This is a genomic window from Paenibacillus sp. FSL W7-1088 (genome assembly GCF_037969855.1).
Classification (GTDB): domain Bacteria; phylum Bacillota; class Bacilli; order Paenibacillales; family Paenibacillaceae; genus Paenibacillus.
The window spans coordinates 2903355-2927255 of the sequence record NZ_CP150216.1 but is presented as its reverse complement, the minus strand read 5'-3'; the positions used below and the strand labels follow the sequence as shown (position 1 = coordinate 2927255).

The 23901-nt window shown below is 46.8% G+C and carries 20 protein-coding genes; 3 read left to right on the top strand and 17 right to left on the bottom strand.

Annotated features, from left to right (window positions below; genetic code table 11):
* Nucleotides 1–130 precede the first annotated feature (130 nt).
* The 14 genes from glgD to MKY42_RS13490 form a co-directional block, all read right to left on the bottom strand.
* Complete coding sequence (gene glgD, locus MKY42_RS13555; RefSeq protein ID WP_090896761.1) at nucleotides 131–1234, bottom strand: glucose-1-phosphate adenylyltransferase subunit GlgD; 1104 nt, start codon at nucleotides 1232–1234, stop codon at nucleotides 131–133.
* A 26-nt stretch (nucleotides 1235–1260) separates the two neighbouring features.
* Nucleotides 1261–2430: a glucose-1-phosphate adenylyltransferase gene (locus tag MKY42_RS13550; protein WP_090896758.1), complete on the bottom strand. Its 1170-nt coding sequence runs from the start codon at nucleotides 2428–2430 to the stop codon at nucleotides 1261–1263.
* Nucleotides 2431–2938: 508 nt separating this feature from the next.
* Entirely contained in the window at nucleotides 2939–4081 is a 1143-nt protein-coding gene (locus MKY42_RS13545; protein WP_339851708.1) for an amidohydrolase family protein, read from the bottom strand.
* A gap of 2 nt (nucleotides 4082–4083) precedes the next feature.
* Nucleotides 4084–5142, bottom strand: a complete 1059-nt coding sequence (locus MKY42_RS13540; protein WP_339851705.1) for an aminotransferase class V-fold PLP-dependent enzyme — start codon at nucleotides 5140–5142, stop codon at nucleotides 4084–4086.
* The gene (locus tag MKY42_RS13535) at nucleotides 5126–5911 is read right to left on the bottom strand and encodes an ATP-binding cassette domain-containing protein (protein WP_179265060.1); all 786 of its coding nucleotides are present in this window, start codon (nucleotides 5909–5911) and stop codon (nucleotides 5126–5128) included. Before MKY42_RS13535 ends, MKY42_RS13540 begins: the two co-directional genes overlap by 17 nt.
* Nucleotides 5912–5913: 2 nt before the next feature.
* Nucleotides 5914–6666, bottom strand: a complete 753-nt coding sequence (locus tag MKY42_RS13530; protein ID WP_090896744.1) for an ABC transporter ATP-binding protein — start codon at nucleotides 6664–6666, stop codon at nucleotides 5914–5916.
* Nucleotides 6666–7532: an ABC transporter permease gene (locus tag MKY42_RS13525; protein ID WP_090896741.1), complete on the bottom strand. Its 867-nt coding sequence runs from the start codon at nucleotides 7530–7532 to the stop codon at nucleotides 6666–6668. The genes MKY42_RS13530 and MKY42_RS13525 overlap by 1 nt, the downstream gene beginning before the upstream one ends.
* A complete protein-coding gene (locus MKY42_RS13520) occupies nucleotides 7529–8473 on the bottom strand; it encodes an ABC transporter permease (protein ID WP_256222012.1) in 945 nt (314 codons plus the stop codon). Before MKY42_RS13520 ends, MKY42_RS13525 begins: the two co-directional genes overlap by 4 nt.
* Entirely contained in the window at nucleotides 8470–10089 is a 1620-nt protein-coding gene (locus MKY42_RS13515) for an ABC transporter substrate-binding protein (RefSeq protein WP_179265061.1), read from the bottom strand. Before MKY42_RS13515 ends, MKY42_RS13520 begins: the two co-directional genes overlap by 4 nt.
* A 210-nt stretch (nucleotides 10090–10299) precedes the next feature.
* Nucleotides 10300–11451 (bottom strand): iron-containing alcohol dehydrogenase, encoded by a 1152-nt coding sequence (locus tag MKY42_RS13510; RefSeq protein ID WP_090896734.1) that lies wholly within the window; start codon nucleotides 11449–11451, stop codon nucleotides 10300–10302.
* Nucleotides 11452–11736: 285 nt separating this feature from the next.
* Complete coding sequence (locus MKY42_RS13505) at nucleotides 11737–12594, bottom strand: GNAT family N-acetyltransferase (protein WP_339851699.1); 858 nt, start codon at nucleotides 12592–12594, stop codon at nucleotides 11737–11739.
* A 349-nt stretch (nucleotides 12595–12943) separates the two neighbouring features.
* Nucleotides 12944–14638, bottom strand: coding sequence for a M3 family oligoendopeptidase (locus tag MKY42_RS13500; protein WP_090896730.1), 1695 nt, complete (start codon nucleotides 14636–14638; stop codon nucleotides 12944–12946).
* Between the two features lie 262 nt (nucleotides 14639–14900).
* Entirely contained in the window at nucleotides 14901–15707 is an 807-nt protein-coding gene (locus tag MKY42_RS13495) for a glycoside hydrolase (protein WP_256222011.1), read from the bottom strand.
* Between the two features lie 341 nt (nucleotides 15708–16048).
* Nucleotides 16049–16270, bottom strand: a complete 222-nt coding sequence (locus MKY42_RS13490) for a hypothetical protein (RefSeq protein ID WP_339851695.1) — start codon at nucleotides 16268–16270, stop codon at nucleotides 16049–16051.
* Nucleotides 16271–16389: 119 nt separating this feature from the next.
* Between MKY42_RS13490 and MKY42_RS13485 the strand changes: the two genes are divergently transcribed.
* Nucleotides 16390–17130, top strand: coding sequence for a hypothetical protein (locus MKY42_RS13485; RefSeq protein WP_339851693.1), 741 nt, complete (start codon nucleotides 16390–16392; stop codon nucleotides 17128–17130).
* Nucleotides 17131–17271: 141 nt separating this feature from the next.
* Entirely contained in the window at nucleotides 17272–17484 is a 213-nt protein-coding gene (locus tag MKY42_RS13480) for a hypothetical protein (RefSeq protein WP_053779896.1), read from the top strand.
* A gap of 97 nt (nucleotides 17485–17581) precedes the next feature.
* Here MKY42_RS13480 and MKY42_RS13475 read toward each other — a convergent pair whose 3' ends face one another.
* Nucleotides 17582–20329 (bottom strand): PAS domain S-box protein, encoded by a 2748-nt coding sequence (locus MKY42_RS13475; RefSeq protein ID WP_177185683.1) that lies wholly within the window; start codon nucleotides 20327–20329, stop codon nucleotides 17582–17584.
* A 269-nt stretch (nucleotides 20330–20598) separates the two neighbouring features.
* Here MKY42_RS13475 and MKY42_RS13470 point away from each other — a divergent pair, with 269 nt between their 5' ends.
* Nucleotides 20599–21426, top strand: a complete 828-nt coding sequence (locus tag MKY42_RS13470) for a protein-glutamine gamma-glutamyltransferase (RefSeq protein ID WP_339851690.1) — start codon at nucleotides 20599–20601, stop codon at nucleotides 21424–21426.
* Nucleotides 21427–21613: 187 nt separating this feature from the next.
* On the opposite strand, the gene infC is transcribed toward MKY42_RS13470, so the two are convergent.
* Nucleotides 21614–22105: a translation initiation factor IF-3 gene (gene infC / locus MKY42_RS13465; protein WP_090896718.1), complete on the bottom strand. Its 492-nt coding sequence runs from the start codon at nucleotides 22103–22105 to the stop codon at nucleotides 21614–21616.
* 133 nt (nucleotides 22106–22238) lie between these two features.
* On the bottom strand, nucleotides 22239–23171 hold the full coding sequence (locus tag MKY42_RS13460; protein ID WP_339851683.1) for a manganese-dependent inorganic pyrophosphatase: 933 nt from the start codon (nucleotides 23169–23171) through the stop codon (nucleotides 22239–22241).
* Between the last annotated feature and the right edge of the window lie 730 nt (nucleotides 23172–23901).

Here is a 23901-nt window from a genome sequence, read left to right as displayed (position 1 = left end):
CTCCACTACGTTTGCACGTTGGCAAGCACAATCGAAGTTGCATTTCAACTTTCGCTCATGAACATTAAATCCATCCTACAGGATTTTTATTTTATATATATTTATAGATGATATCGGTTAAGTGTTGGTATTAGATAATAGTACTCTTCGCCAGAATATACGGGTTCGACGGGTCGCCGATCAGCGTCTGGCCGCCGCTTAGCTTTACATCTTTGTCGAGAATGACGTTCTCCAGAACGGCGCCTTCTCCGATGTAGCATTTTTGCATAATAATGGAGCCTTTAATTTTGGCCCCTTTCGCCACATGCACCCCACGGAACAGGATGCTGTCTTCCACTTCTCCACCCACAATGCAGCCGTTCGCGAGCAAGGAATGTTTCACCTCGGCAGTGTCCAGGTATTTAGCCGGAGCCTCGTATTTAATCTTGGTTTGAACAGGCTGTTCCTTGAACAGCTGCTCATACAGTCCGCTATTCAACAATTCCAGACTGTTGCGGTAATAGCTATCGATCGAATTGATCACGGCGTGATAGCCATCATAGGCATACGCCGCAATGTTCAAGCCATCCGGGTTTTTCTGAATCACATCACGGAAGAAATGGCTTTCCCCATGAGCGATGCAGCGCTGCACCTGGCGCAGGAAAAGTTCTTTTTCCATAATGAAAATTTCTGTATATATATTCGGGTGATCGGTGCTTTGGTGAATGTCCACCACATTACCGTTCCCGTCATCTTCAACTTTGACACAGGCGTCATGCTCAGGCAGCAGTTGATCCACTTTTTTGCAGACCAGCGTTACATCCGCGCCTTTGCTTATATGGTACCTGTATACATCCTGCAGATCTGCTTTGGTTACGTGCCGACTACCTGCGTGGACTACATATTGCCCTGAACCCCGGCGGAAGAAATCGAGATTATTGTGAAAATGCTGCAAATCCCCTTGTGACGTATCGGTTGGATCGTTCCAGTCCGGTGGTAAAATAAACATACCGCCATGCTTGCGATCCAGATCCCACGGCTTACCGTCTCCCAGATGATCCATGAGTGAACGGTACTTGCGACGAACAAAAACACCGATACTCTCAATGCCAGCATTCATCATATTGGATAATACAAAATCAATCAGACGGTAACGCCCGGCATAAGGCACCGCGGCTCCACAGCGAAAGTACGTCAATTCCTTCAATTCCTCAAGCTCATGGTCAAGGTTAATAACTCCGATCAATGGTTTCATCGCATGCACCGTCCTTTAGGTTTAGATTAGGCTTTACTTGTCATTCCCTCGAGAAGCTGACGTTCCAGTTCTTCCTGATCGACCAGTAATATATCACTTTCATCCTCAGGGGCGGGCGACAGATGTACTCCATCCGGGATCACCAATCCTTCGGCAATAATGGCTTTGTGAATACGTACATTTTGACCGATCTTCACTTTTGGCATGATCACTGAATCGGTTACGGAACTGTTCTCTCCCACCTCAATACCGTAGAACAACACCGAGTGTTTAACCTCACCATGTACCACACTGCCTTCACTAATGATGCAATTCCGCACCTTCGCTGATGGCGAGATGTATTGTGCAGGTTGGTTCGGATTACGTGTGAAAATACGCCAGTCCGGATCATTAAGATTAAACGGTGTGTCTTCGTCCAACAGGTCCATATTGGATTCCCACAGACTGCGAATGGTACCAACGTCTTTCCAATACCCTTCAAACGGATAAGCGTATAGTGATTTTTCATTTTCAAGCAGCAAGGGAATGATGTCTTTGCCAAAATCATAGGAGGTGGATGCCTGCTGTTCGTCCTGGATCAGGAAGCGTTTCAGTACATCCCACTTGAAGAGATAGATACCCATGGAAGCAAGCGTGCTCTTGGGTTCAGGAGGTTTTTCTTCGAATTCATAGATGCTATAGTCATCGTGGGTGTTCAGCACCCCGAACCGGCTGGCTTCTTCCAATGAGACATCAATGACCGATATGGTGCAATCTGCATCCTTTTCTTTATGGTATTGAAGCATTTTCTCGTAATCCATTTTATAGATATGATCCCCTGACAAGATGAGCACATGTTCAGGATCGAATTGTTCGATAAAATTCAGGTTACGGTAGATGGCATCCGCTGTACCGCGGTACCAGTTACTGCCGTCTTCACGTTCATGAGGAGGAAGTACATATACCCCGCCATTTTTGCGGTCCAGATCCCAATCACTGCCAATGCCGATATAGGAGTGCAGCACCAGAGGTTCATACTGGGTTAACACACCAACTGTGTCAATGCCAGAATTGGAGCAATTACTTAGAGGAAAATCAATGATGCGGTAGGTTCCGCCAAAATAAACAGCAGGCTTGGCCAGTGATTTGGTCAATCCCTTTAATCTTTTGCCTTGCCCTCCAGCGAGCAGCATCGCTACAACTTCTTTTTTTGCCATCATTACAGCCTCCTCCATGTGCATTCGTTCTAATTCATTTCAGAGCCCATAATCCGATATGCTGTTGTGTGGACACTTTTGTCATGATTAGGAGCATGCTGTACAGACTGTGTTGCATTAAAATTGCAGCCAAACGTCGTTCTTTGTGATGTCTGAAAGTAGATAATACATGCAGAATTGCCTGTACTTGTTGTGTAGAGGTGATAGGTGGATGTAAAAATTAAGGTGTACCCCGTGTAAAATGCAATACACTTCTCCTATATAACATTAAACACGAAACGGGCTGAGGAATCTTGCTGGAAAACTTCGACAAAAGTTTAAGTGGATATCGCTCCTTCCTTTATGCCGCTGTTATTAAATATTGTATTCGCTGATGGGTCTTGAAAATCCTTTTGGAAAAGTTTTGGGGATTTAATTATCGCTCAACATTCGCCAGACAGCCTGCTACTTCGAAAAAACATAACGCTCACTGCCCTCACGAGTAAAGAAAAAAACGCAAAAACCAATTTCATGGTTTCTGCGCTCCAATAATTACGGACTCTATGCTCTCTCGCAGCTGATCTGCATTTTTCGTTTGATACGGATCGACATTGAAAATAATAGCATCCGCAATATAACCTTCTGCAATCTGTCCCAATTCGTTGCCACGCCCCAAAATCTCAGCAGCATTGGTCGTCGCAGATTGCCACGCCTCTGCCCGGGTCAAGCCATAATTGATCAACGTATCCAACTCTTGCAGGTTATAGCCGTGCAGTGAAGGTGTGGCGTAATCGGTACCGAAACCGAAACGGACTCCTGCTCTTTTGGCATATCCGATGGCTGTAGAATGCGCTTCAGCAGCGCGCGCGGCACGATCACTGATAACAGTAGGCAGCGCCAGCACACCTTTTGGATCTGCAGCAATACGATATATCGATGTGGTGGGCACAAAGGCCGTTCGGGACTGCGCAAGTCTGCCGGCCTGATCCTCCGATAAGAACATGCCATGCTCCACAGATTCCACTCCGGCCTGAATAGACCAGTCAATCGTTACCCCACCCCAGGTATGAACCAGCACCTTTTTATGGTGGGCATGGGCATAGCGAACGATAAACGCGAACTCTTCCTCCGAAAATACAGGATCGAGCACTTGTTCCGTAGGGGCTCCCAGTCCACCTGTCGCCATGATTTTAACCCATCCTGCTCCTGTATCAAAAATTCCGTTCAACCGTTGCTCCAGATACTTTACACCACGGGCATCTGCCGCTCCCAGCATTTCACTGCTGGTTTCAACTCTTAAGGGGTGTTGATAGTGCTGAGCGAGATGCCTCGCGATGCTTGGTAACAATCCGCCTGCATCACGAGCCGTAGTTACTCCCGTCCGAAGGGTAGCTGCAAAAGCTTGCGCCTGCATCACTTCAACCTCGTGGCTGTCCCGTTTCAATTGATCCGCATGGTCAAAGTCTGTCCAGGCCAGATGTGTATGAAGATCAATAACTCCGGGACTTATCCATAAATCTGTAACCCGAAGCGATGAGTCATCATTCTGCGGCACGGATTCTGTAACAGATGCAAACCGGCCATCCTGGATCGAGATATCGAACCGTTTGCCTTCAATGCCTGCTATAAAGATATGTTTGAAGCTTTGTTCCTCCGATTTTACCTGGGTCATATTCATCCCCCCCAAACGAGACGAACAGCCTGGACTGCTTGCTCATGGTCCTGATTCAATAATGCCGCAATGGTCGCAACAGCTTCCTCCACACCTGCTAAGGAAGCATTAACTCCAAAATGATTAATTCGCAGAAGCTGACCAAAAAGTTCTCCATCCCCCGGAGCAACGATGCCGATCGGCTGATCGATAAGCAACTTCTCCTCCCCTGCAATTCGAACCGTCGTAGTCAGTGTCGAATATGTTCTGTTATCTTTTTGCCAAGGCTCCAGACCCAGAGCCTGAATTCCCGCTATAGCAGATAACGCAGCCTGTTCATGACGCTTGATCACCTGCTCCAATCCTTCAGACTCAATAGCTGTCAAAGCCAAAATCAGTGCTCTGGCTTCCAGCGTTGGAATGTTGGGAGGAACGCGGACGGGTGCAGCTCCATCGCCGGGTGGCTTCAGATCAAGCAAAGACAGGATGGAGTTGCGCGGTGCATGTGCATTGGATTCGAGAAATTCCCATCCACGCGGCGAAATGCTTACTGCGCTGATGCCGTTAGGCCCGGCTAGGGCTTTTTGTGCACCCACCGCTACAAAATCAACACCCCATTCATCGACCAGCAGAGGCTCTCCCCCAATCGCTGAGACAGAGTCGCTCACTGTAATCAGGTTATGGGCACGCGCAATCTTTATAATTTCTTCTGCTGGATTCGACCCGCCTGTAACCACCTCTGCTTGAACAAAGGATAAAGCGGACGGTTGATACTTTTCAATCGCAGCAGTAACCTTCTCCACAGGTACAACTTCATCAAAAGGAACTTTGACTTCAATAACCGTTGCCCCTCCGCGTTCAAGCCACTGACCAAACAAACTGCCATAAGGCCCTGTTACGACATTGACAATCGTACGCCCCGGTGCAGATATTCCAGCTGCCACGGCCTCTATCCCCAAGATAGCCTCACCCGGGATGATCACCGGAGGATACTTTGTATTCAAAAGCCTGGAGAGCAATTGCGTAAGCGTATCGTATTCCGACAGGGTAAGGGGTATCTTTCCTTTATATTGTTGGCTCATATAAACCTCCTAAAGAACTTGATTTCGGCATCTTTGGAACTGCAGACAGCAGCTCTCGGCTGTAGGCCATTTCTGGCCGTGTGAAGAATTGATCTTTGGGACTAATCTCCACCAGCTTACCCTGCCGCATGACTGCTACCGTATCACTGATAGCATGGATAACTCCGAGATCATGGGAAATGAACAGTAACGTAAGATTAAATTCTCTCTTAAGTGAATTGAACAGATCGAGCACACTCCGCTGCACGGAAACATCGAGTGCACTCGTAGGCTCATCCGCAATCAGCAGACTCGGCTCTACGCTTAAAGCACGTGCAATGGCGATCCGTTGGCGCTGACCGCCGGAAAATTCATGCGGATACTTGTCCAGTGCCCTGCTTTCCAACTGAACACGGGCCAGGAGCTCTCTGGATCTTTTCTCCACCTGTGAACGGTCTACAATGCGATGAAACAACAACGCTTCAGCAAGAATCTGCCGAATGGAATGTTTGGGATTCAGTGAAGCATCCGGATTTTGGAAGATCATCTGTATGCTTTTATACTGCTCACGACTTCTCCTCTTCTTTAATTGCTGATCCCCCAACAAAACCTGCCCCTCATCCGGCGTAATTAACCCGGCAATAACCCTTGCAAGGGTCGATTTGCCCGAACCGGACTCACCAACAAGACCAAGCGTGGTATGCCTCTGAAGATTTAGTGTGATGTTGTCCAGCGCAGTGAAGTCACCATATTGAACCGTTACATTCTGAACTTGCAAAGCTAGTTCCATCGTTATTCGCTCCCTTCAAGCTTCGGTAAAGGAAGCACCGAGTTAATGAGCATCTGGGTGTAAGAATCTCGCGGGTTTTGCAAAAGGCCAAGAGAATCCCCGTGCTCCACAATCCGCCCCTGCTTCATCACACACAGCTTTGAGCACAGCGTCGCTGCAATCGCCAGATTATGTGTTACAAAGACCATGGCGAATCCCAGTTCCCGCTGCAAACGCTGGATCGTCTCCATAATTTGACGCTGCACAGTAACGTCCAGCGCCGTTGTTGGCTCATCACAGAGCAGAATGCCTGGCTTGCACGCCAGGGCCAGTGCAATGACTACCCGCTGACACTGCCCACCTGACAGCTGGCTAGGGTATCGGTCCTCACGCTTCAACGAGTCGGGGAGCCCCAACAGTTCAAGTAATTCTAGCGCTGCTACCCTAGAGGCCTTCCTGCTTAACTTTTGCCTGTAATAAACAACTTCCGCCAGCTGTTTGACAACGGGACAGAGCGGATCGAGCGCACCTCTCGGGTCTTGAAACACCATGGCGCTGTTCACGTCACTCCGAATGGTTCCGCCCGTCTGCTCCACACCACTTGGTAACAGTCCCAGAATCGAACGAAGAGTTAGTGATTTACCAGAGCCGGATTCACCTACTAACCCCAGGCTCTCCCCTCTGCCGAGCGAGAAATGTACATCTTGAACTAATGTTTGATTTGACTTGGTTGACAGAGATAGCGCCTTGACTTCAAGAATCGGTTCAGTGGACATTATTTTTTCCTCCATACATCGGCCAATCCATCACCGACAAGCGACAAAGCAATTCCCGTGTAAACGACTGCAAATCCCGGAACTGCCGAGAGCCACCAGGCTGTCGTGATAAAGGATTGTCCATCCGAGATCATCGTGCCCCAATCCGGGGTCGGTGGTGCGATGCCAATGCCCAGGTATCCAAGCGTAACAATCGCCACCAGCAGCCCCACCATATCCGTCATGAGGACAACGATCGCCTGAGGCAATACATTAGGCAGGAGATGACGAAGGATAATTCGTATTCCCGGCAAGCCTAACGTCTGTGCGGATGCGATCCATTCCTGCTTGCGGTACGATGCACTCAGCCCTCTGACAACACGGGCAAAGACAATCCAGCCAACGAGCATAAACGTAATATAAATCCCCCGCTCACCTGCTCCGCTGGCAAAAGCCACAATAATGACAATTAGATAAAAAGGGAAAGCGATAAATGTATCCGTAATCAACGATATGATCTTATCAATCCATTTTCCGTAATACCCTGCGAGCATCCCTAGAAATACACCCAAGCAAAAGGGTACAATTTCCGCCAGCACCATAATGCTCAAATCGGTTCGCGCGGCATAAATCAGTCTAGTGAACAAATCACGTCCCAGTTGGTCTGTGCCCAACCAATGTTCAGCAGACGGAGGTTGCAAAAAGGCACTCAAATTTTGCTCCGAAGGGTCATAAGGACTCACCCACGGTATGATTACAGCCAAGATGATCAGCACGGCAAACATCACACTTCCCACTAGCAGGGTAGGAGTTTTCAATATGCGGTTCATGAGGCTGGTGTTTTGGCTGTCTTCATATAACTGAGGTTCAATTCGTATCGTTTTCATGGTTTTCCTTTCGTTCTGGGATCAAGCCACCTGGACAGAAGCTCTATCAGGAGACTGATGATCACGACAGATACAGCACAGTAAAGGGCTATGCCTTGAATGACCGGGAAATCCCGTTTGGAAATGGAACTAAACAAAAGACTGCCAATTCCCTTGATACCAAATACCTGTTCAACGACCAATGTGCCGCCAATGAGATAAGAGATATTAACGCCAAGAAGGATCAGCGTCGGAAGCGCCGCATTGCGCAGGACATGTTTGAATAGAATGACCCGGCTCGGTAATCTCGCAGCCTTCAATGTAACTACAAAATCAGATTCCAGCACTTCAAGCATCTGGGCTCTTAATGAACGAACCAATGTTGGAATCTGTGAAAAAGCTACGGTAATGGCGGGAAGTGTCAAACTGTACAAGGTGCCCCACCACCCTTCACCGGCTCCACCAACGGGAAACCAGTGAAGATGAACACTCAGCAGCAGAATCAAAAGGATGCCAACCCAGAAGATTGGCATACCTAGCGTTACCGTAGGAAAAATACGTATCAAATGATCCAGCAGCTTATCCTTGTGTGTAGCAGCCAGTGTAGCAAGCACAAGTGCAATGACAATTGCCAATACACATGCCATGGCAATGAGCAGCAAGGTAACGGGTGCACGATCAGCAATCAATTCTCTAGTGGAAGTTCCGTTAATAATGGAGTTGCCGGTATCCCCTTTAGTGAACAGTGTCTTCACAAACCGTATGAATTGTTCCCCCAGAGGCAGATCCAGCCCGAGAGCATGGTGCATGCTCTCAACGGCCTCGGGGGTGCTGTACTCGCCAAGAATCATTTTGGCAGGATCTCCTGGAACCATTCTGATGAGAAAAAAGACTGCTGTCATCACACAAAGGATCACTGCCAACGCCCTTCCCACCGTACTGATCAACCAGAACTTCTTCATTTCTGAATACGAACGTCTTCAAAACGCACACTGCCGTTAGGCAAAACAACAATGCCATCTACTGAAGAACGAACGCCAATCAGAATATCCGGATAATACAGCGGAATGTAAGGCACTTCATCGGCAAGCGTTTGAAGCAGTTTGGAGTATATTTCGGCACGGACATCGCCGTCCGGTGTTTGTTGGCCTTTATACAAAAGCTTGGTTACTTCATCATTGGTGTAATGCGTCCAGTAAGATTTACTGAAACCATCAGGGTCAGTCTGGAACGCAATGATTGAGTTCGCTTCCGGAGAATCGGCTTGCCCACTGTTCAGCATCGCTGCGAAATCATAAGCAAAGAATCGTTCACGGAAGGTAGCGAGTTCAATCGATTCAATCTCGATGTTAATGCCAATTTGTTTACCCGCTGCCTGAATGATTTGCGCTTCTTGCGCTCTGGTGCTGTTGCCTGAAGCTACAAGCAGTTTTGTAGTAAATCCATCAGGGAAGGCCGATTTGGCCAGTTCCGCTTTGGCTGCATTTACATCAAAATTCAGTGCCTTGAGCGTATCATTCGAATTGTAAGGAATCGTTGTTGGCAGCAATGAATTAGCGGTCTGTGCATAACCAAAGGTAAGCGCTTTGGTCAGACCGTCACGATCAAGTGCCAGAGCCAATGCCCGACGAACATGCACATCGGAAAAATGCTTATCCAGCGTATTAAAGAACAATTGCTCTGTCACCCAGCTGCCGTTGGTTGCAACAGATGTATCTGCACCATTTTTTATTTCATCGGCATTTTGCAGGGCAAGCGACTCAATCGCATCCACTTCTCCTGCTTTCAATTGATTGATTGATTGGCTGTCATCTTCTATCAGCTTGTAAACAAGCTTATCAACCGATGGCTTTCCTTCTTGCCAGTAGTGAGTGTTCTTCGTAAAGGTCACATCGCCTGCAGGGTCCCACTGCTCAACTACAAACGGTCCTGTACCTACCGGTTTCTTGAAAAATTCTTCCTCGGTAACTCCGCCAAAATTGTTCGGAATAATACCGTTCGAGAAGTTGGACAGCTCAGAAATAAACGGCGTATACGGCTCTTTAAGTGTAATTACCAGTGTGTGGTTATCTTTGGCTTTGATCGTATCCACCTTCGCGGATATTGCCAATGGGCCACCAACCTTCAAATGCCGCTCCAGCGAAAATACGGCATCCTCTGCCGTAACATCTGTGCCGTTGGAGAACTTCAAGCCATCACGCAGCACAAACGTATACGTCAGACCGTCATCACTGATGTTATGCGACTTGGCAAGCCAATCCACAATCTCGCCTTTGCTATCAAAAGCAACCAGAGATTCAAATACTTTATCAATGGCGAAAGCGTTGTTCGATGTAATCTGATTATGCAAATCAAACGAGGTTACGGAAGCCGGCCGACCATATACAAAAGTCCCCCCCGTTGCAGTCTCGTCCGTCTTTGAATTTTCATCCGTACCTTGGCTCGTGCCTGGTTGGGCTGCTGCATTGGGAGCGGGATCATTGGTCGATCCGGAGCAACCGCTAACGATTACCAATAATAGAACGGCTAACGCTCCTACCCATAATGACTTTCTGGTTGATAATTTAAACTGTGACATGACTGACTCTCCCCTTCCAATAAAACTTATGTGTTTAGTATGGATTGATTATGGATTAAAGCACCCCCTCTGTCAAACAAAAAATAATGACCAGTGCGAGATAAAACTATTTTATCCAATGATGGAAATGAATCTGTATTCATAAGGCTAAGAAGCAGGTGCAACACAAAAAAGCCAGAATACTTTCTGGCTTTCACTTTGTTCTTAACTTTATATGATTTTGCGGAACAGCTCCATGACTTCATCCCTGGAAGGTTGATACGGATTTCCCGGTGCACAGGCATCTTTCATGGCGTTATCCGCCAGCAGTTCAACATCCGGGTCTTTCACACCCAATTCAGACAGCTTCTCAGGAATGCCTACCTCCTTGGAAAGCTGTCTTATGGCCTCAATAACGTAATCTGAACATTCCTCATCACTTCTACCCTTTACATCCATACCGATGGCTTTGGCAATATGACGGAATTTACCCGGCACATGTTTTGCATTCAATTCTTCTACATAAGGGAGCAACATCGCGTTACATACCCCATGCGGCAGATCATAGACGCCACCAAGTTGATGGGCCATCGCATGAACATAACCCAGACCTGCATTGTTAAAAGCAATCCCGCCAAGAAAACACGCATACGTCATATGCTCTCTTGCTTCCAGATCACTGCCGTCCCTGACGGCTCTTGGTAAATATTCAAAGATCAGCTCAACGGCAGCCGCCGCTGTTGCACTCGTCACGGTGAACCCTCCAGGCGTCACCATGGCTTCCACCGCATGAGTCAATGCATCCATGCCCGTGGCGGCAGTAAGACTGGCCGGCTTGCTCAGCATTAGTTCCGGGTCATTCACCGACAGGTCAACGAGACTGTTTCGATCCACCATCACCATTTTCACCTTGCGTTCCTCATCTGTAATCACGTAGTTCATGGTCACCTCACTCGACGTGCCAGCCGTTGTGTTAATGGCAACAAGCGGCACGGACTTGTGTTTCGATTGATGCAAGCCTTCATAATCACGGATATGTCCACCGTTGGTTGCTACAATGCCAATCGCTTTGGCAGCATCCTGAGGTGAACCTCCGCCTATCGATATAATAGCGTCACAGCCATGGTCCTGAAATACCTGAAGTCCGTCATGTACATTTTGACAGGTTGGATTGGGCTGAACCTCATCATATATCACATAGTCTAACCCTGATTTTCTTAGTACAGACAGCACGTGTTCAGCAACGCCGGAAGAGATCAATCGACGATCACTTACAACAAGCGCTTTGCGAATACCCATTTTCTCAATCATCTTGCCTGCTTCGTATAAACACCCTCTGCCCATCAAGTTCACGGGCGGAACATAATAAGCGTGTGTTGCCATCTGAACCAGCCTCCTGTTACCCCTGATTTACTGTCTTTATTGTAACTGAATCCGTTTTCAGATATAGTGAAATAAATCACAACCAAGTTGATAAATGTTTCATTTGCACGGAATTATCCAATGGTTATTCCATGATTGTGACTGCTCTTCAGCAACGGGTTTATCTGTGCGTGAATTAAAAAGGCCAAGTTGATCTTGGATTGACAGGTTTCACCGCTCAAATCAAAGTACAGGGGCCGCCCCTGGTCATTTTCATGACTTCGGTACAGCCCCTGCAGATGATGTTCAGCAATTTAGAAGCTCCTGAATCGGCATGTAATAGACGGGATAGGCTCTGCCTTGATCAAAGCCAAGCTTACCCGCTATCGCAATGGAATCATGACGAAAATCTTCTGTCGTCCAGTGTGGAACACAATTCCGTTCCAGAACGGATTGCACATAAGCGCTTGCCATGGCCGTAGCCAGACCCTTGCCACGGTGTATCGAATCATAGGTGTGAATGCCTGTTTCATGGTGAATGCCCCTGACAAACACTGAGATACATGTACCTACAACCTGCCCTTCATATACCGTGCATGTTCCTGCTCCGTATTGGAAGAAGTCCTCCATCGAATGCCAGAATTTCAAAATTTCCTGCTCAATGATACAGCTTTTGTCCTCTAGCGTTACCGCTCGATCGATAACTTGAAGCTCATATCCGGGAGGAACAAACAAGGAGCTGGAACTGCGTTGCAGCCACTGTTCATACTTCACAAGATTGAATTGAAAAGGAACTCTCAATCCTTCTTGCAAACGCCCATTGAACATGTGATGCAGGACTGGAGACCAATCCGAGCCTGGCTCGGGGTAAACTTCAAGATTCAGCATGTCTTCGCCAGCATCTAATGCTGCAGGCAATAGCTCCTGAACGAGTACCTCCCTGACAAGACTATTGAAGTTTTCAGTATCCGATCTTCCGATCAGATAAAACATTTCGTTTTTGGCCCAAATCAGTGCACTTTTCGGAGCAAGAAGCTGGTCTGCATAGACACGCCCGCGTTGAAGTCCTGCAAGTACTCCACCCATGACCACATGCCCGTTCGTACCCGAGATGAAGGGCGCCAATTGTTTCCTTTGGGACGGTTGATCCAGTAAAACCAACATGGTATAACCTCGCATTCTTTGTATAGGGTAGGTGAATAAATACATTCAAATCCACCCTGCCTCAGAATGCTGTAACGTCAGGTGTATTCCTCGTTCCCTTTCACCTCTTCGACCTTTATTTTTATTGACCTAGAGAATATTTACCCTTGCCACTCCGATGACAGAACAACCTTCCGATCGCTGTTATCCCCAGATTTTTTTGATTCCCTATTTAAAGGGGAAATCCGGGGATAAAGGCGATGCGTGTGCTTTCGACGCAGCTTTCTTTCAGAAAGCTTTTAGTTCCGCTTCCTCAGGTTATTTCTGTCCTCTGCGTTATCGTGTAAATGTTTAGTTCAATATATATAGCTTACAGCGCTTTATCGTCTACTGCGTCCAACCAGGCTTCGATATCACCGATGACGGAGGATACACAGCCGTCTTCAAACGGAGAATTCAAACCTGCCAGTTCTACCAATCCTGTGAAGGACAGGCTTCCTCCGGCTTTACACAATGTCAGGTAGTCAGCCCACGCGGACTTCATATCCTGATTGCTGCGTTTCCAGAACTGGAATGCACAGATTTGTGCCAGCGTGTAGTCAATGTAATAGAATGGCGACGAGAAGATATGACCCTGTTTGTGCCAGAATCCGCCTTGTTCCAAATAGGCGTTATCCTTGTAATTGATGTGCGGCAGATAAGTCTTCTCAATATTGCGCCAAGCCTGCTTGCGCTCCGTTGGTGTTGCATCCGGATTGGCATAGACAAAATGCTGGAATTCATCGACTGCTACGCCGTAAGGAATGAAGAGCAGTCCGGAAGACAGGTGATCAAACTTGTATTTGTCCGTATCTTCCTTGAAGAACAATTCCATCCACGGCCAGGTGAAGAATTCCATGCTCATGGAATGGATCTCTGCGGATTCATATGTCGGCCAGTTGTACTCAGGCACTTCGAAGTGACGGCTCTCATAGACCTGGAACGCATGACCCGCTTCATGTGTCAATACGTCGATATCGCCCGAGGTACCGTTAAAGTTGGAGAAAATAAACGGCACTTTGTAATCATTCAGGAAGGTACAATAGCCCCCGCCCTGCTTGCCTTTTTTGCTCACCAGATCCATCAATTCATTGTCGGTCATCATCTGGAAAAACGTATCTGTTTCCGGTGATAATTCAGCATACATTTTCTTACCATTGTCAATGATCCAGTCGGCATCGCCTTTAGGTGTCGGGTTCCCTGTCTTAAAGCTGAAGCCCTGATCGTAAAAATAGAGGGTATCCACATCAATCCGGCTGCGCTGACGCTCTCTGAGCTTCGTCGCTACAGGCACGATATAATCACGGACTTGTGCTCTGAAATTGGACACCATCTCCGCGTTGTAATCCGTACGGTTCATCCGGTCATAGCCAAGTTCCACATACGATGGATATCCCAGCTTCTTCGCGATCTGTGTACGCACTTTCACCAATTCGTCGTATATGCGATCGAATTCAGCCTCATGTTCAGCCATGAACGTATATCTTGCTTCGGATGCGCGTTCCCGCATGGAGCGATCCGTGGACAACTCAAACGGATGCAGCTGCGGCAATGTGCGTTCTTCACCTTCAAACGGAATTTTGGCCGAAGCAATCAGCTGGTTGTATTCCGTGGAAAGTTTGTTCTCTTTCTGAAGGTCCTCGATAATTTCCGGGCTGAATGTTTTCAGGGACAGATCCGCCAGCTGGAACAGCTGTGAGCCCCATTTTTGTTCCAGTTCAGCACGGAATTTGGAGTTTACCAATGCCCGATAATAATCGGTGATGTATTCTTGAATGATCGGAGAGCTTTCATCCAGAAATTCATTTTCTTCTTTGTAAAATGTATCATTGGTATCAATGGAATGACGGATGTAGACCAATTGTGCCTGAGTCTCAAAGTCACTGCGCAAAGCGTTAATTTTGTCCATATATCCACTCTGCTCTTCAACCGTAGTTGCGGCTTCAAAACCACTCAGAAGCTCACGGAATGACGTTTTGATGTGTTCCAGATCGGGACGTGTATACGTATACTCACTAAATTTCATTTATGTACACCCTTTCCTGTTAGGCATATTTCGGGATTCCCCGAGTTGAACTAAACCCTATTATACAAAAGAGCAGCCTAAAAATCCCAACTTTACGAAAAATATTTGTCCATCGGTCAAATGGAGCTACATCACTCGTTACATATGTTACGTATGAATGTTAGGTCCAATTCACAAGTAAAAGATGCTGCATCAGCAGGAAATGGATTTTCCTCCGAGCAGCATCTCATTAAATCAGGAATATACGTGATAAACGGAGCCGTTACTGAACGTTCACATACCAGTTAGAGTAATTGATCTGGCCGCTGCCTTTCGTAATCTCGGTTCCATATTCAACACTGCTGACATATTTGCTGTTGGTAAAGTAACTTTTGGAGATCAGATAATCGGTAAAGTTTTTGACGTTGATGCTAAAGTTATTAGGAGATTTTGACTTTTTCAGGAACGAGTATACCCACCATTGATGCACTCCGTTGTCGGTAATCTCGCCGCGATACAGATCATAGGTTTGTCCACCAATGGATACATCCGAGAATACTTTGGAACCGATAGGCCCAACACCAGAAGTCCATTCGTTCCAGATCATGATCTCCTCGGTGGGTGTGCTTGACCAGGTCGCATTGCCGATATCATGCAGCCAGATATCATACGCGTTATTATACTCCCCATTAGTGTTGGACGCCTTAGAATAACTTACGCCGGTATTGATACTCTTGTTCGCAGACAATCGCGTTGGCAGTCCACTGCCTGGTGTGTAGCCCTCTGTCCAGTGCCAGCCACTGACCAGTGAAGGATAAGCTTTGACCCCACCCGCAGTCGTTGGCCAGTTCCAAACGTAACCCAGATCAGTATTGCTGTTCACATACACGGACTGGGACCAGCCACTGACACTTGAGCTTCCCCAGCTATTGTTGAAAATATAATACTTGTTGTTACTGAAATTAAGTTTGGCATACGCTGTGGAATCCGATGCTGCGCTGGCTGTAATTGGAACGGCCGCAATCAGTAGTGACATGACCAGCAGCATCCATGCTTTCTTGCCTGATCTTTTTTTCATCTTCAAACCCATAATGTTAGCCTCCCATACAATTTTAAATGTAAACGCTTACAGATATAAGTGTAAAACATTTCCATATTCAAGCATACCACTTAAATCCGACATTATTTCATGCTATATTTAGACTTTTTGGCATTATATACAAATAAGCCCGCCTCGCATCCATTGCGAAGCCAGCTTATAGGCTTGTCTTTTCTAGTTTCTTTTCAATATAACCTAGTGTTGATCGTTGTCCATAATCTTATAGAACCAGCCCATTCCGACCATTCCCACAACCATAATGATAGCCATAATAATGATATATGTCATGAATGTAACCCCCCTGCTCCGTATTTCTTCACACTACTATCAGTTTACACGGTGAAAGCCATTTTGAACTGACTCAACATTGACAAAAATACGAAATCTTCATTTTCACCCCATATCATGTGTCCTTTTTCATTGTAATCCTTGAAATTAATCAGCTGTTCCTCCTCAAGCACAATAAACAACTCGTCTGACTGGTTGTCCTTATCGAATCTCCCCTTTATTGCTTCGCAGCCTACTTCTTCCCACTTTAATTTATAGATTATCATTTTATAGCTGACGATTTACCTTGCTCTTGTCGTGAACAAAGTTTCATCCGCCATCCTTACGGTGTATACTATACTTCTATGAATTGGAATTGGATTATACGCAGAAAGGTTTGAACTGAATGTCGACTCGCATACCCTTTTATCGTCAGCTATTATTCGCTTTTTTACTAACTCTTATGCTGTTTATACTATCCGCCTGTGCTGATGGTGAAGCTCATGTCACGGTTAATATGGACGGTTCATCCGATCTGGCCCTGAATCTCAGCGTAACCGACTCCGCCCTGGGAATGATCGGACAAGACAATCTCATGACAATGCTCTCAAATACGTTGAAGCAGAATAATTTCCAGGCCGAAGTTTCGGATCAGGGAGATCGGACACAACTCAAAGCGACGACCCATTATGAGAAAAGTAATACCGTTTCTACTTTCAGCACGTCCGATCTGCCTGAAGGAATCAAGGTGGAGCAATCCACCACACCTGGCTTCTTCACTTCCAAATTGCATATCGCCGTGGAAGCAGACCTGCTGCAGACCATACCCGATGGTGAGGTCAAAGACCAAATTAGCAAGATTCCCGGGTTTCTCAAAAACTTGCTGCTGAAAGATGTCAACTTTGATTTCAAGCTGACGCTGCCGATCAAGGCGCAAGATTCCAATGCAGATCTGGTCGAAGATCACGGAAAAACCCTAATTTGGCACGTCTCCCCACTGAATACGAATAAGCTGGATTTGACCGTACAGGTCCCGAATATTCGGAACATCATAATTACGGGGGGCATTGCCTTGGTGCTGATCATTGCATTACTTATCTGGTTTATGGTCCGTCGCAGAAGAACCCGACAGAGTCGGAATGTATAACTAACCACAGCTCCAGAAGCTAATAGGATATGATTACTATTTCAGTTCCGACTTGCCAAACGGTGTTATGGATAGTAGAATACATCCGTACTGTGTGAACGGTTAAATTAACTATGAAAAGCTAAAGAGGTGACAGGTTTCATGAATATCCGGGAATGCCCTTTGCCTGGAATCGGTGTGAAGTACCAGTTTGATACAAAAAGCGGTAATAAGTTGGTCATTATTGTCCACGAAGACGGACGCCGTGAATTGTTCTCGGTGGACCCCAATGATAACGAAGAACTTACCCTAATTGCAGAACTGGAAGATGACGAGTGTGTAACCCTTTCGGGGTTAATTGGAGGATGGTCCTGACATCTGTCAGGGTTATACTGACAGAACGTAAATAACCTGTTCCCTCAATGGGGGGCAGGTTATTTTCTTATCCCATCATACAAAGTGCAGACGCCCTTCAGCGCTCGTGCCGGGACCGAATGTAAGGAACCCATGTGCTTAGCACACGGCTTATTTCCGCAGAGCTGAACGGTTTGCTGATAAAGTCCTGCATGCCGCATTTCAGACAGGCTTCACGGTCGTTCGGTCCTGCGAATGCGGTAATGGCAGCAATGACCGGAATTTCAGGGTGGGTTTGCCTGATTCTGCAGGTCGCTTCAATCCCATCCATCACAGGCATTTGGATGTCCATAAAGAGAAGGTCGTAGGTTTCCCTTTCCAATGCTTTCACAGCTTCTTCACCATTCTCCACGATATCACATACACCCCCGAGCTTACGAAGCATTTCCTCCAGCAAATGACTGTTCAAATACTGATCCTCAGCGACAAGAATTTTGATCCCCGCTGCCAGGCGTGTTCGGTCCAGCTTCAGCTCGTGATCAGACGCCTGATCCATCCGATCATTGGATTCGTCTTGCCATCGTTCAAGTAACAGGGTGAAGTGGAAATCCGCTCCCTCACCTGCCTCACTCTGCACCCCAATGGCGCCGCCCATTAATTCTACCAGCTTCTTGCTGATGGCCAGTCCCAGCCCTGTGCCTCCGTATTTACGATTGATCGCTGGATCCAGCTGTGAGAAGGACTGGAACAGCTGATGCTGCTTGTTAGACGGAATGCCAATCCCCGTATCTTTGACCGAAAATGACAAGATGAGATGATTCTCATCGTAAGAATCCGCGGGTCTGACATCCACGTGAACCTGAATGCTTCCCTTTTCCGTGAATTTGACGGCATTGCCTACCAGATTAATCAAAATCTGACGAATCCGTGTTTCATCGCCTCTTACACGTGTAGGAATCTGCTCTGACATTTCACAGTATAGTTCAATATTTTTTTCGGAAGCTCTAAGCGAGAATAGTTCCATGACCCCGCCAAGAACGGCTTTGATATCCACTGGTTGGCGTTCGAGATCCATTTTACCTGCTTCAATCTTGCTGAAATCCAAGATCTCATTCAGAATATGCAGAAGGGATTCACCACTGTCAATCATGATATCCACGAAGCCGTACTGCTCCTCGTCCAGCTCTGTTTCTTTTAACAGATGGGCCATGCCCATAATTCCATTCAGAGGTGTACGAAGCTCATGACTCATGATTGCCAGAAACTCGGACTTCGCCCGGTCAGCCTGTTCTGCCGCTTCCTTGGCACGGATGATATCCTTTACCGATGTCATATCGCGGAAAACGAGGACAGCCCCACGGTTGTCTCCCTGATCCATAATCGGTTTCAACTGAAATTCCGCCAGGAAGCTGGAGCCATCCTGTCTCCAAAATACAGACTCCGATCGCGGCAGGCTTCGCCCCTCGCGTACCGCCTGAAGAATCGGATTGCCATTGGAAGGATAAGGGATGCCTTCACTTTGCATTTGTAAGATAATCTCTTCGAGAGGTTTGCCATTCATTTCAGACGGACAGAAATTCATCATCTCCGTTGCAACAGGATTGGCAAAGATCAGTTGGCCATCCGGGTCCAGTCCAATGACTCCCTCTGAAATGGCATTGAGAATTAATGCCCTCTCGTAACTGAGATTTTCAATTTCCTCTACATACCTCTTGGACTCTGTAATATCACTGGTTATTCCATAAACGCCAACGACACGATCCTCAAGCAAAATCGGAACATTAATTACACTCGTTTCAATACGCTGTCCGTTCTTGTGAATCAGCCCTACCTCATAGCTCTGTGCATTTCCTTTTACAGTCTGTTCAAAATGATACCTTGTCTTATCCAGGTCCACGGGATCAATAAGATGATCAAACGGCCCGCTAAGCAGTTCCTCCTTGGTGTGGCCTGTCAACTGCTCCTGACCTGCATTGGCCTTCAACAGGTTTCCTTCCAGATCCAGTGATGCCACCCCCAGCGGGTTACAGTCAAACAATGATTGGTACTCCTGAAGACTTAATTGCTGCTGCATGCTCGCTGTAATATCACGGGTCACTCCGATCATTTCCTGCAGATTTCCCTGTTTGTCATATACATAATGGGTAATGGTATCCGCCCATATAACAGAACCATCCTTATGCAGGAGCCGATAGCTAATTCGATCAGGCGCAAGCCCCTGGATTTGAGCAGCCATGTAAGCTTCGACCAGAGCCACATCTTCGGGGTGAATGCAGAACAGGCCAGATTGACCGACGACTTCTTCAGGATCATATCCCAACATGCGCTTGCTGGCTGGAGATACGTACTTGAACGTCCGCTCCGGGTCGGCTTGGTGTATGGCAATTAGATCAAGCGAGGATTCGGCCAGCAATCTTGAGATTCGACTGCTCTCTTCCAACTGCTTGCGCTGTACAATTAGTCGACTCTCGGCGTCCTTCTGTTTCGAAATATCAGCTGCCTGAACAAGCAAATAAAGCGGCTCGCCGCTCACTTCATCCCTGACGATGCAGGCTCGTAACGTGGCCCACAGAAGAGTAGAATCCTTGCGCTTAAGACGTAACTCTACCTCATACATCAGACTTAATCCGTTGGTCATATCCCAGAAGTTGGATCTGAATTCTTCCATTTCCAGGTCTTCCTCATAAATCATATGTACAATCGGGGAGTCAATCAATTCATCTTCACTGCATCCCAGCATCTCGCAAAATGCCGGATTAAGCTGGAGCCAACGTCCGTTCACATGTGAAGCAACAGCAATGCCGATCGGTGCATGTGTGTATAACTGTTCGAACAGAGAGCGATTCTCTGTAATTGGATTCGACACCGCATATCCTCCTTTATTGGGAATCTGAATATATTCCGTATGAACAGATCGACCTGAACATAACTTCATCTATAAGAGTAGTACCCCAAATGTAATGTTTTATAAACGAGATCAACAAAAATCCAGGCAACAATCGACGTTATTATCGTATATTTTCATGTTTTCTGTCTTTTAGATTTACAAAATCGCAAAATTAGCTTCATATACTACAGAATACGCGTGCACATCCGTTTGTACAAGGTTGAAAATTAATACAGGAGGTTATGATTATGATCATTGTTGCGAATCAACCAATTGAGCTGGCTCGTTCGGATTGGTCTGCTTTTGCATGGCAGTGGTTACAGCAGCTACAGAACAGTTCAACAGTGTACACCTATCAATCCATGGATCATCTTCACTTTGAATGGACACTGCGGGAGTCTCTGGTCAATGCAGCAGAAGCACTGGATCGAAGCGGGGTAAGCTTTGCCTCATTCGAGAAGTCCAGGTGTAACCCGGCATATTGGAATCGAAATGATCAAGGAGGCTTTGAGCTAAGAGGTGAGGTAACACCTGCAGAGGGAATCCGGGACATTTGGAAGAATGGTCATTTGTATGCCTTTGAATGTGCAACAGCGACTGTGATTGTCCTGTATGGCGGCGTATTGAACAGCATTCGGGAAGATGATTTCAATTCACTGTTCCGCAACCTGCTGCTCTACGACTGGCACTATGACAGCGATCTGCGATTAACGGAGAAGAACGGCAGCGACTCTGCGCTTCCTGGAGATGTATTGTACTTCAAAAATCCGGACGTTTCCCCTGAAACGCCAGAATGGCAGGGAGAAAATACTATTAAGCTGCGTGAAGACGTATATTATGGTCATGGAATCGGGATTGCAAGCGGGGAAGAAATCATCCGTTCACTCAATCAAAACCGCATTCCCGGAAGTACAGTGTCAGCCTATCTAATGGATACGGTTATTTATCCGGACTTTCTATATCTATCCCGCTACGCCAAGAACAGTAATGCGAATACACAGACTGCCTCGTCTACTCCGGTCTTGCCGGGACAGTTGTATGTACGCATCGGCGGCAGCCGTTACTTGCGTGTCTAAACAGCTTGAGGCGTGATTGTTATTAGGTTTGCAGAGCCGCTATATCCATATTTCATGTTGAAACCCCCGTAGAACAGCAGGTTACTGTTGCTTCACGGGGGTTTTTGGATCAGTGGGGACAGCCAGCGCAATAAAGACCGGATAGTCCCCTCGTTCAATGTTATTCAGATGATTTCGATCAGCGTTATTATCCAATGGGGTCCAACTGTACTACCACCTGTTTGCCACTTACCTGGATACCCGTCGTTTTGCTGCCATACTCGGCCAGAGATTTGCACAGCTGTTCTGCCCATTCCTTGCCTGCTGTTCCTTCCTTGGCTCCATGCACCTGGATGACGAGCTTCACCGAGTCCCCCTTCGTCAGGATGCGCTCTGCCTGAGATTGCTTGGTCTCCCGATCGTGGTCTTCCATCTGCAGGTTCAGTCGGATCTCCTTCACTTTACGTTTATCCGGCGATTTCGCAGCTTTCTTCTTCTCTTGCTGCTTTTCCTGTCTCGCTGCTCCAGCGCCCATCAGTTTGCATGGCGGCGGGCTGGTCATTAGAGACATACAGATCAGATCCACCTTGTGCTGCTTCGCAAGTGCAAGTGCGTCACGAGTAGACATGATGCCCAGATCCTCACCGTTCAGACCGGTCAGCTGGACTTCAGTCGCTTTAATCTTTTCATTTTTGATCATGGTACATCCTCCTCCACAACAAAAGCCTGTCCTGACCTATAACAGATCAAGAGCAGGCTTGGATGTTGTAACTGAATATTCTTTCTATATCTGGACGTAATGGTCATACGTCGATTTTGTGCATTTGTGCATTTTACAACGAGTTGAACGCTTCGGTCAGAACCGGAACAATTTGCGATTTGCGGGATACGACGCCTTTGAGCAGCGCTCTGCTATCCGACAATGTTACATTGTACGCTTTTTCAACAGCTTTGGTGGAAGCACCATACGCCAGTGCAACGGAATCGTTGTTCAGGATGTCGGTTACGACAAATACGAACAGGTCAAGACCTTTGCTGGAAATAATCGCTTCAATTGCTGCTTCAAGCTCAGGTTGCTTCACAAGCACATCATTCACGTCAACTGCGTTCACTTGTGCAATCTCCACTTTTGCTTGGCCCATAGCGAATTCTTTTGCATCCAGGGAGATCAGTTCAGCAATCGTTTTCTGGCTCAAATCCGCGCCCGCTTTCAGCATTTCCAGACCATAGCTGTCTGCATCCACACCAGCAATGGCAGCCAGTTCACGTGCAGCTGCTACATCCTGCTCTGTGCATGTTGGGGATTTGAACAACAGGGAGTCGGAAATAATCGCGGACAGCATCAGACCAGCAATCGGTGCGCTGATTTCCACGCCGTTTTCTTTGTACAATTTATTCAAAATGGTTGCTGTACAACCTACAGGTTCTGCACGGAAATACAAAGGCTGGCTTGTCTCAAAGTTCGCGATCCGGTGATGGTCGATAACTTCAACAACCGTCACGTCGTCAATATCGCTGACACTTTGCTGACGCTCGTTGTGGTCAACCAGGATGACCTTGTTCACTTCGTTAGCTGCTGTTTTGATCAGACGTGGTGCTGCCACTTTGAATTGGTCCAGTGCAAATTGAGTTTCGCCGTTTACTTCGCCGAGACGAACAGCTTCAACGTCCTGACCCAATTTTGTTTTCAAGTCTGCATAGGCAATGGCCGAGCAGATCGTATCCGTATCGGGATTTTTGTGACCGAAGATTAATGCTTTTTCCATATTAATAGCCCTCCGTCAATTCTGATTTAGATGAATAAAATGTAATATTTCAATCATACCCTTACTGATTATAGCGTTAATAAGGCTTAATTCCAATCCCTTTACAGCGAATTAATTACAAAATCATTCTCAGAGAGTACAATATGATTTGGCACTGATCCAGATTAAAGATAGCTACAACTGCTGCATTTCAATCAGATTCGATATGATTTTTATGATTAGAAATAGGATAAAGGCGAGCGATCCGCTTCTTTAGAAGCGATTTCGTCCCCTCACTACGTTAGTATTTTCTTGGAAAATAGTTCTGGAGTCGTTCCCTCTCACCTGGGGTTGGAGTAGATGTCGAGGAGCTAAGGAATCTGTGACGTGTTATTCAAAGCTTTGAAGGTACCTGTTAAAGGCTACGGAACCTGAGACACGCTATATGAGAATGTACATCCTTTTTTAGCGTTTTAATCAGGAATTTTAGGAAATAACGTGTCTGGTGTTCCTTACGATTGAAAAACAAGGCTTTTGATCCAAATAAGATGTCCGATGTTCCTTAGAAAAAGAGCATGCTCAAGCCTCGTGTACCCTTGCCCGAATGCTCCGGCTTATGCATTGACACCCGTTCAGACTGGTGAACACATTCCGGTGCACATCTTCTTATTTTAAAGGCAGGAAAAAGTGCCCCCTCCTTAACACGCTTTTGGGCTAGAGAAGCCAGCTACAATGGCGGCATGAAACGAAT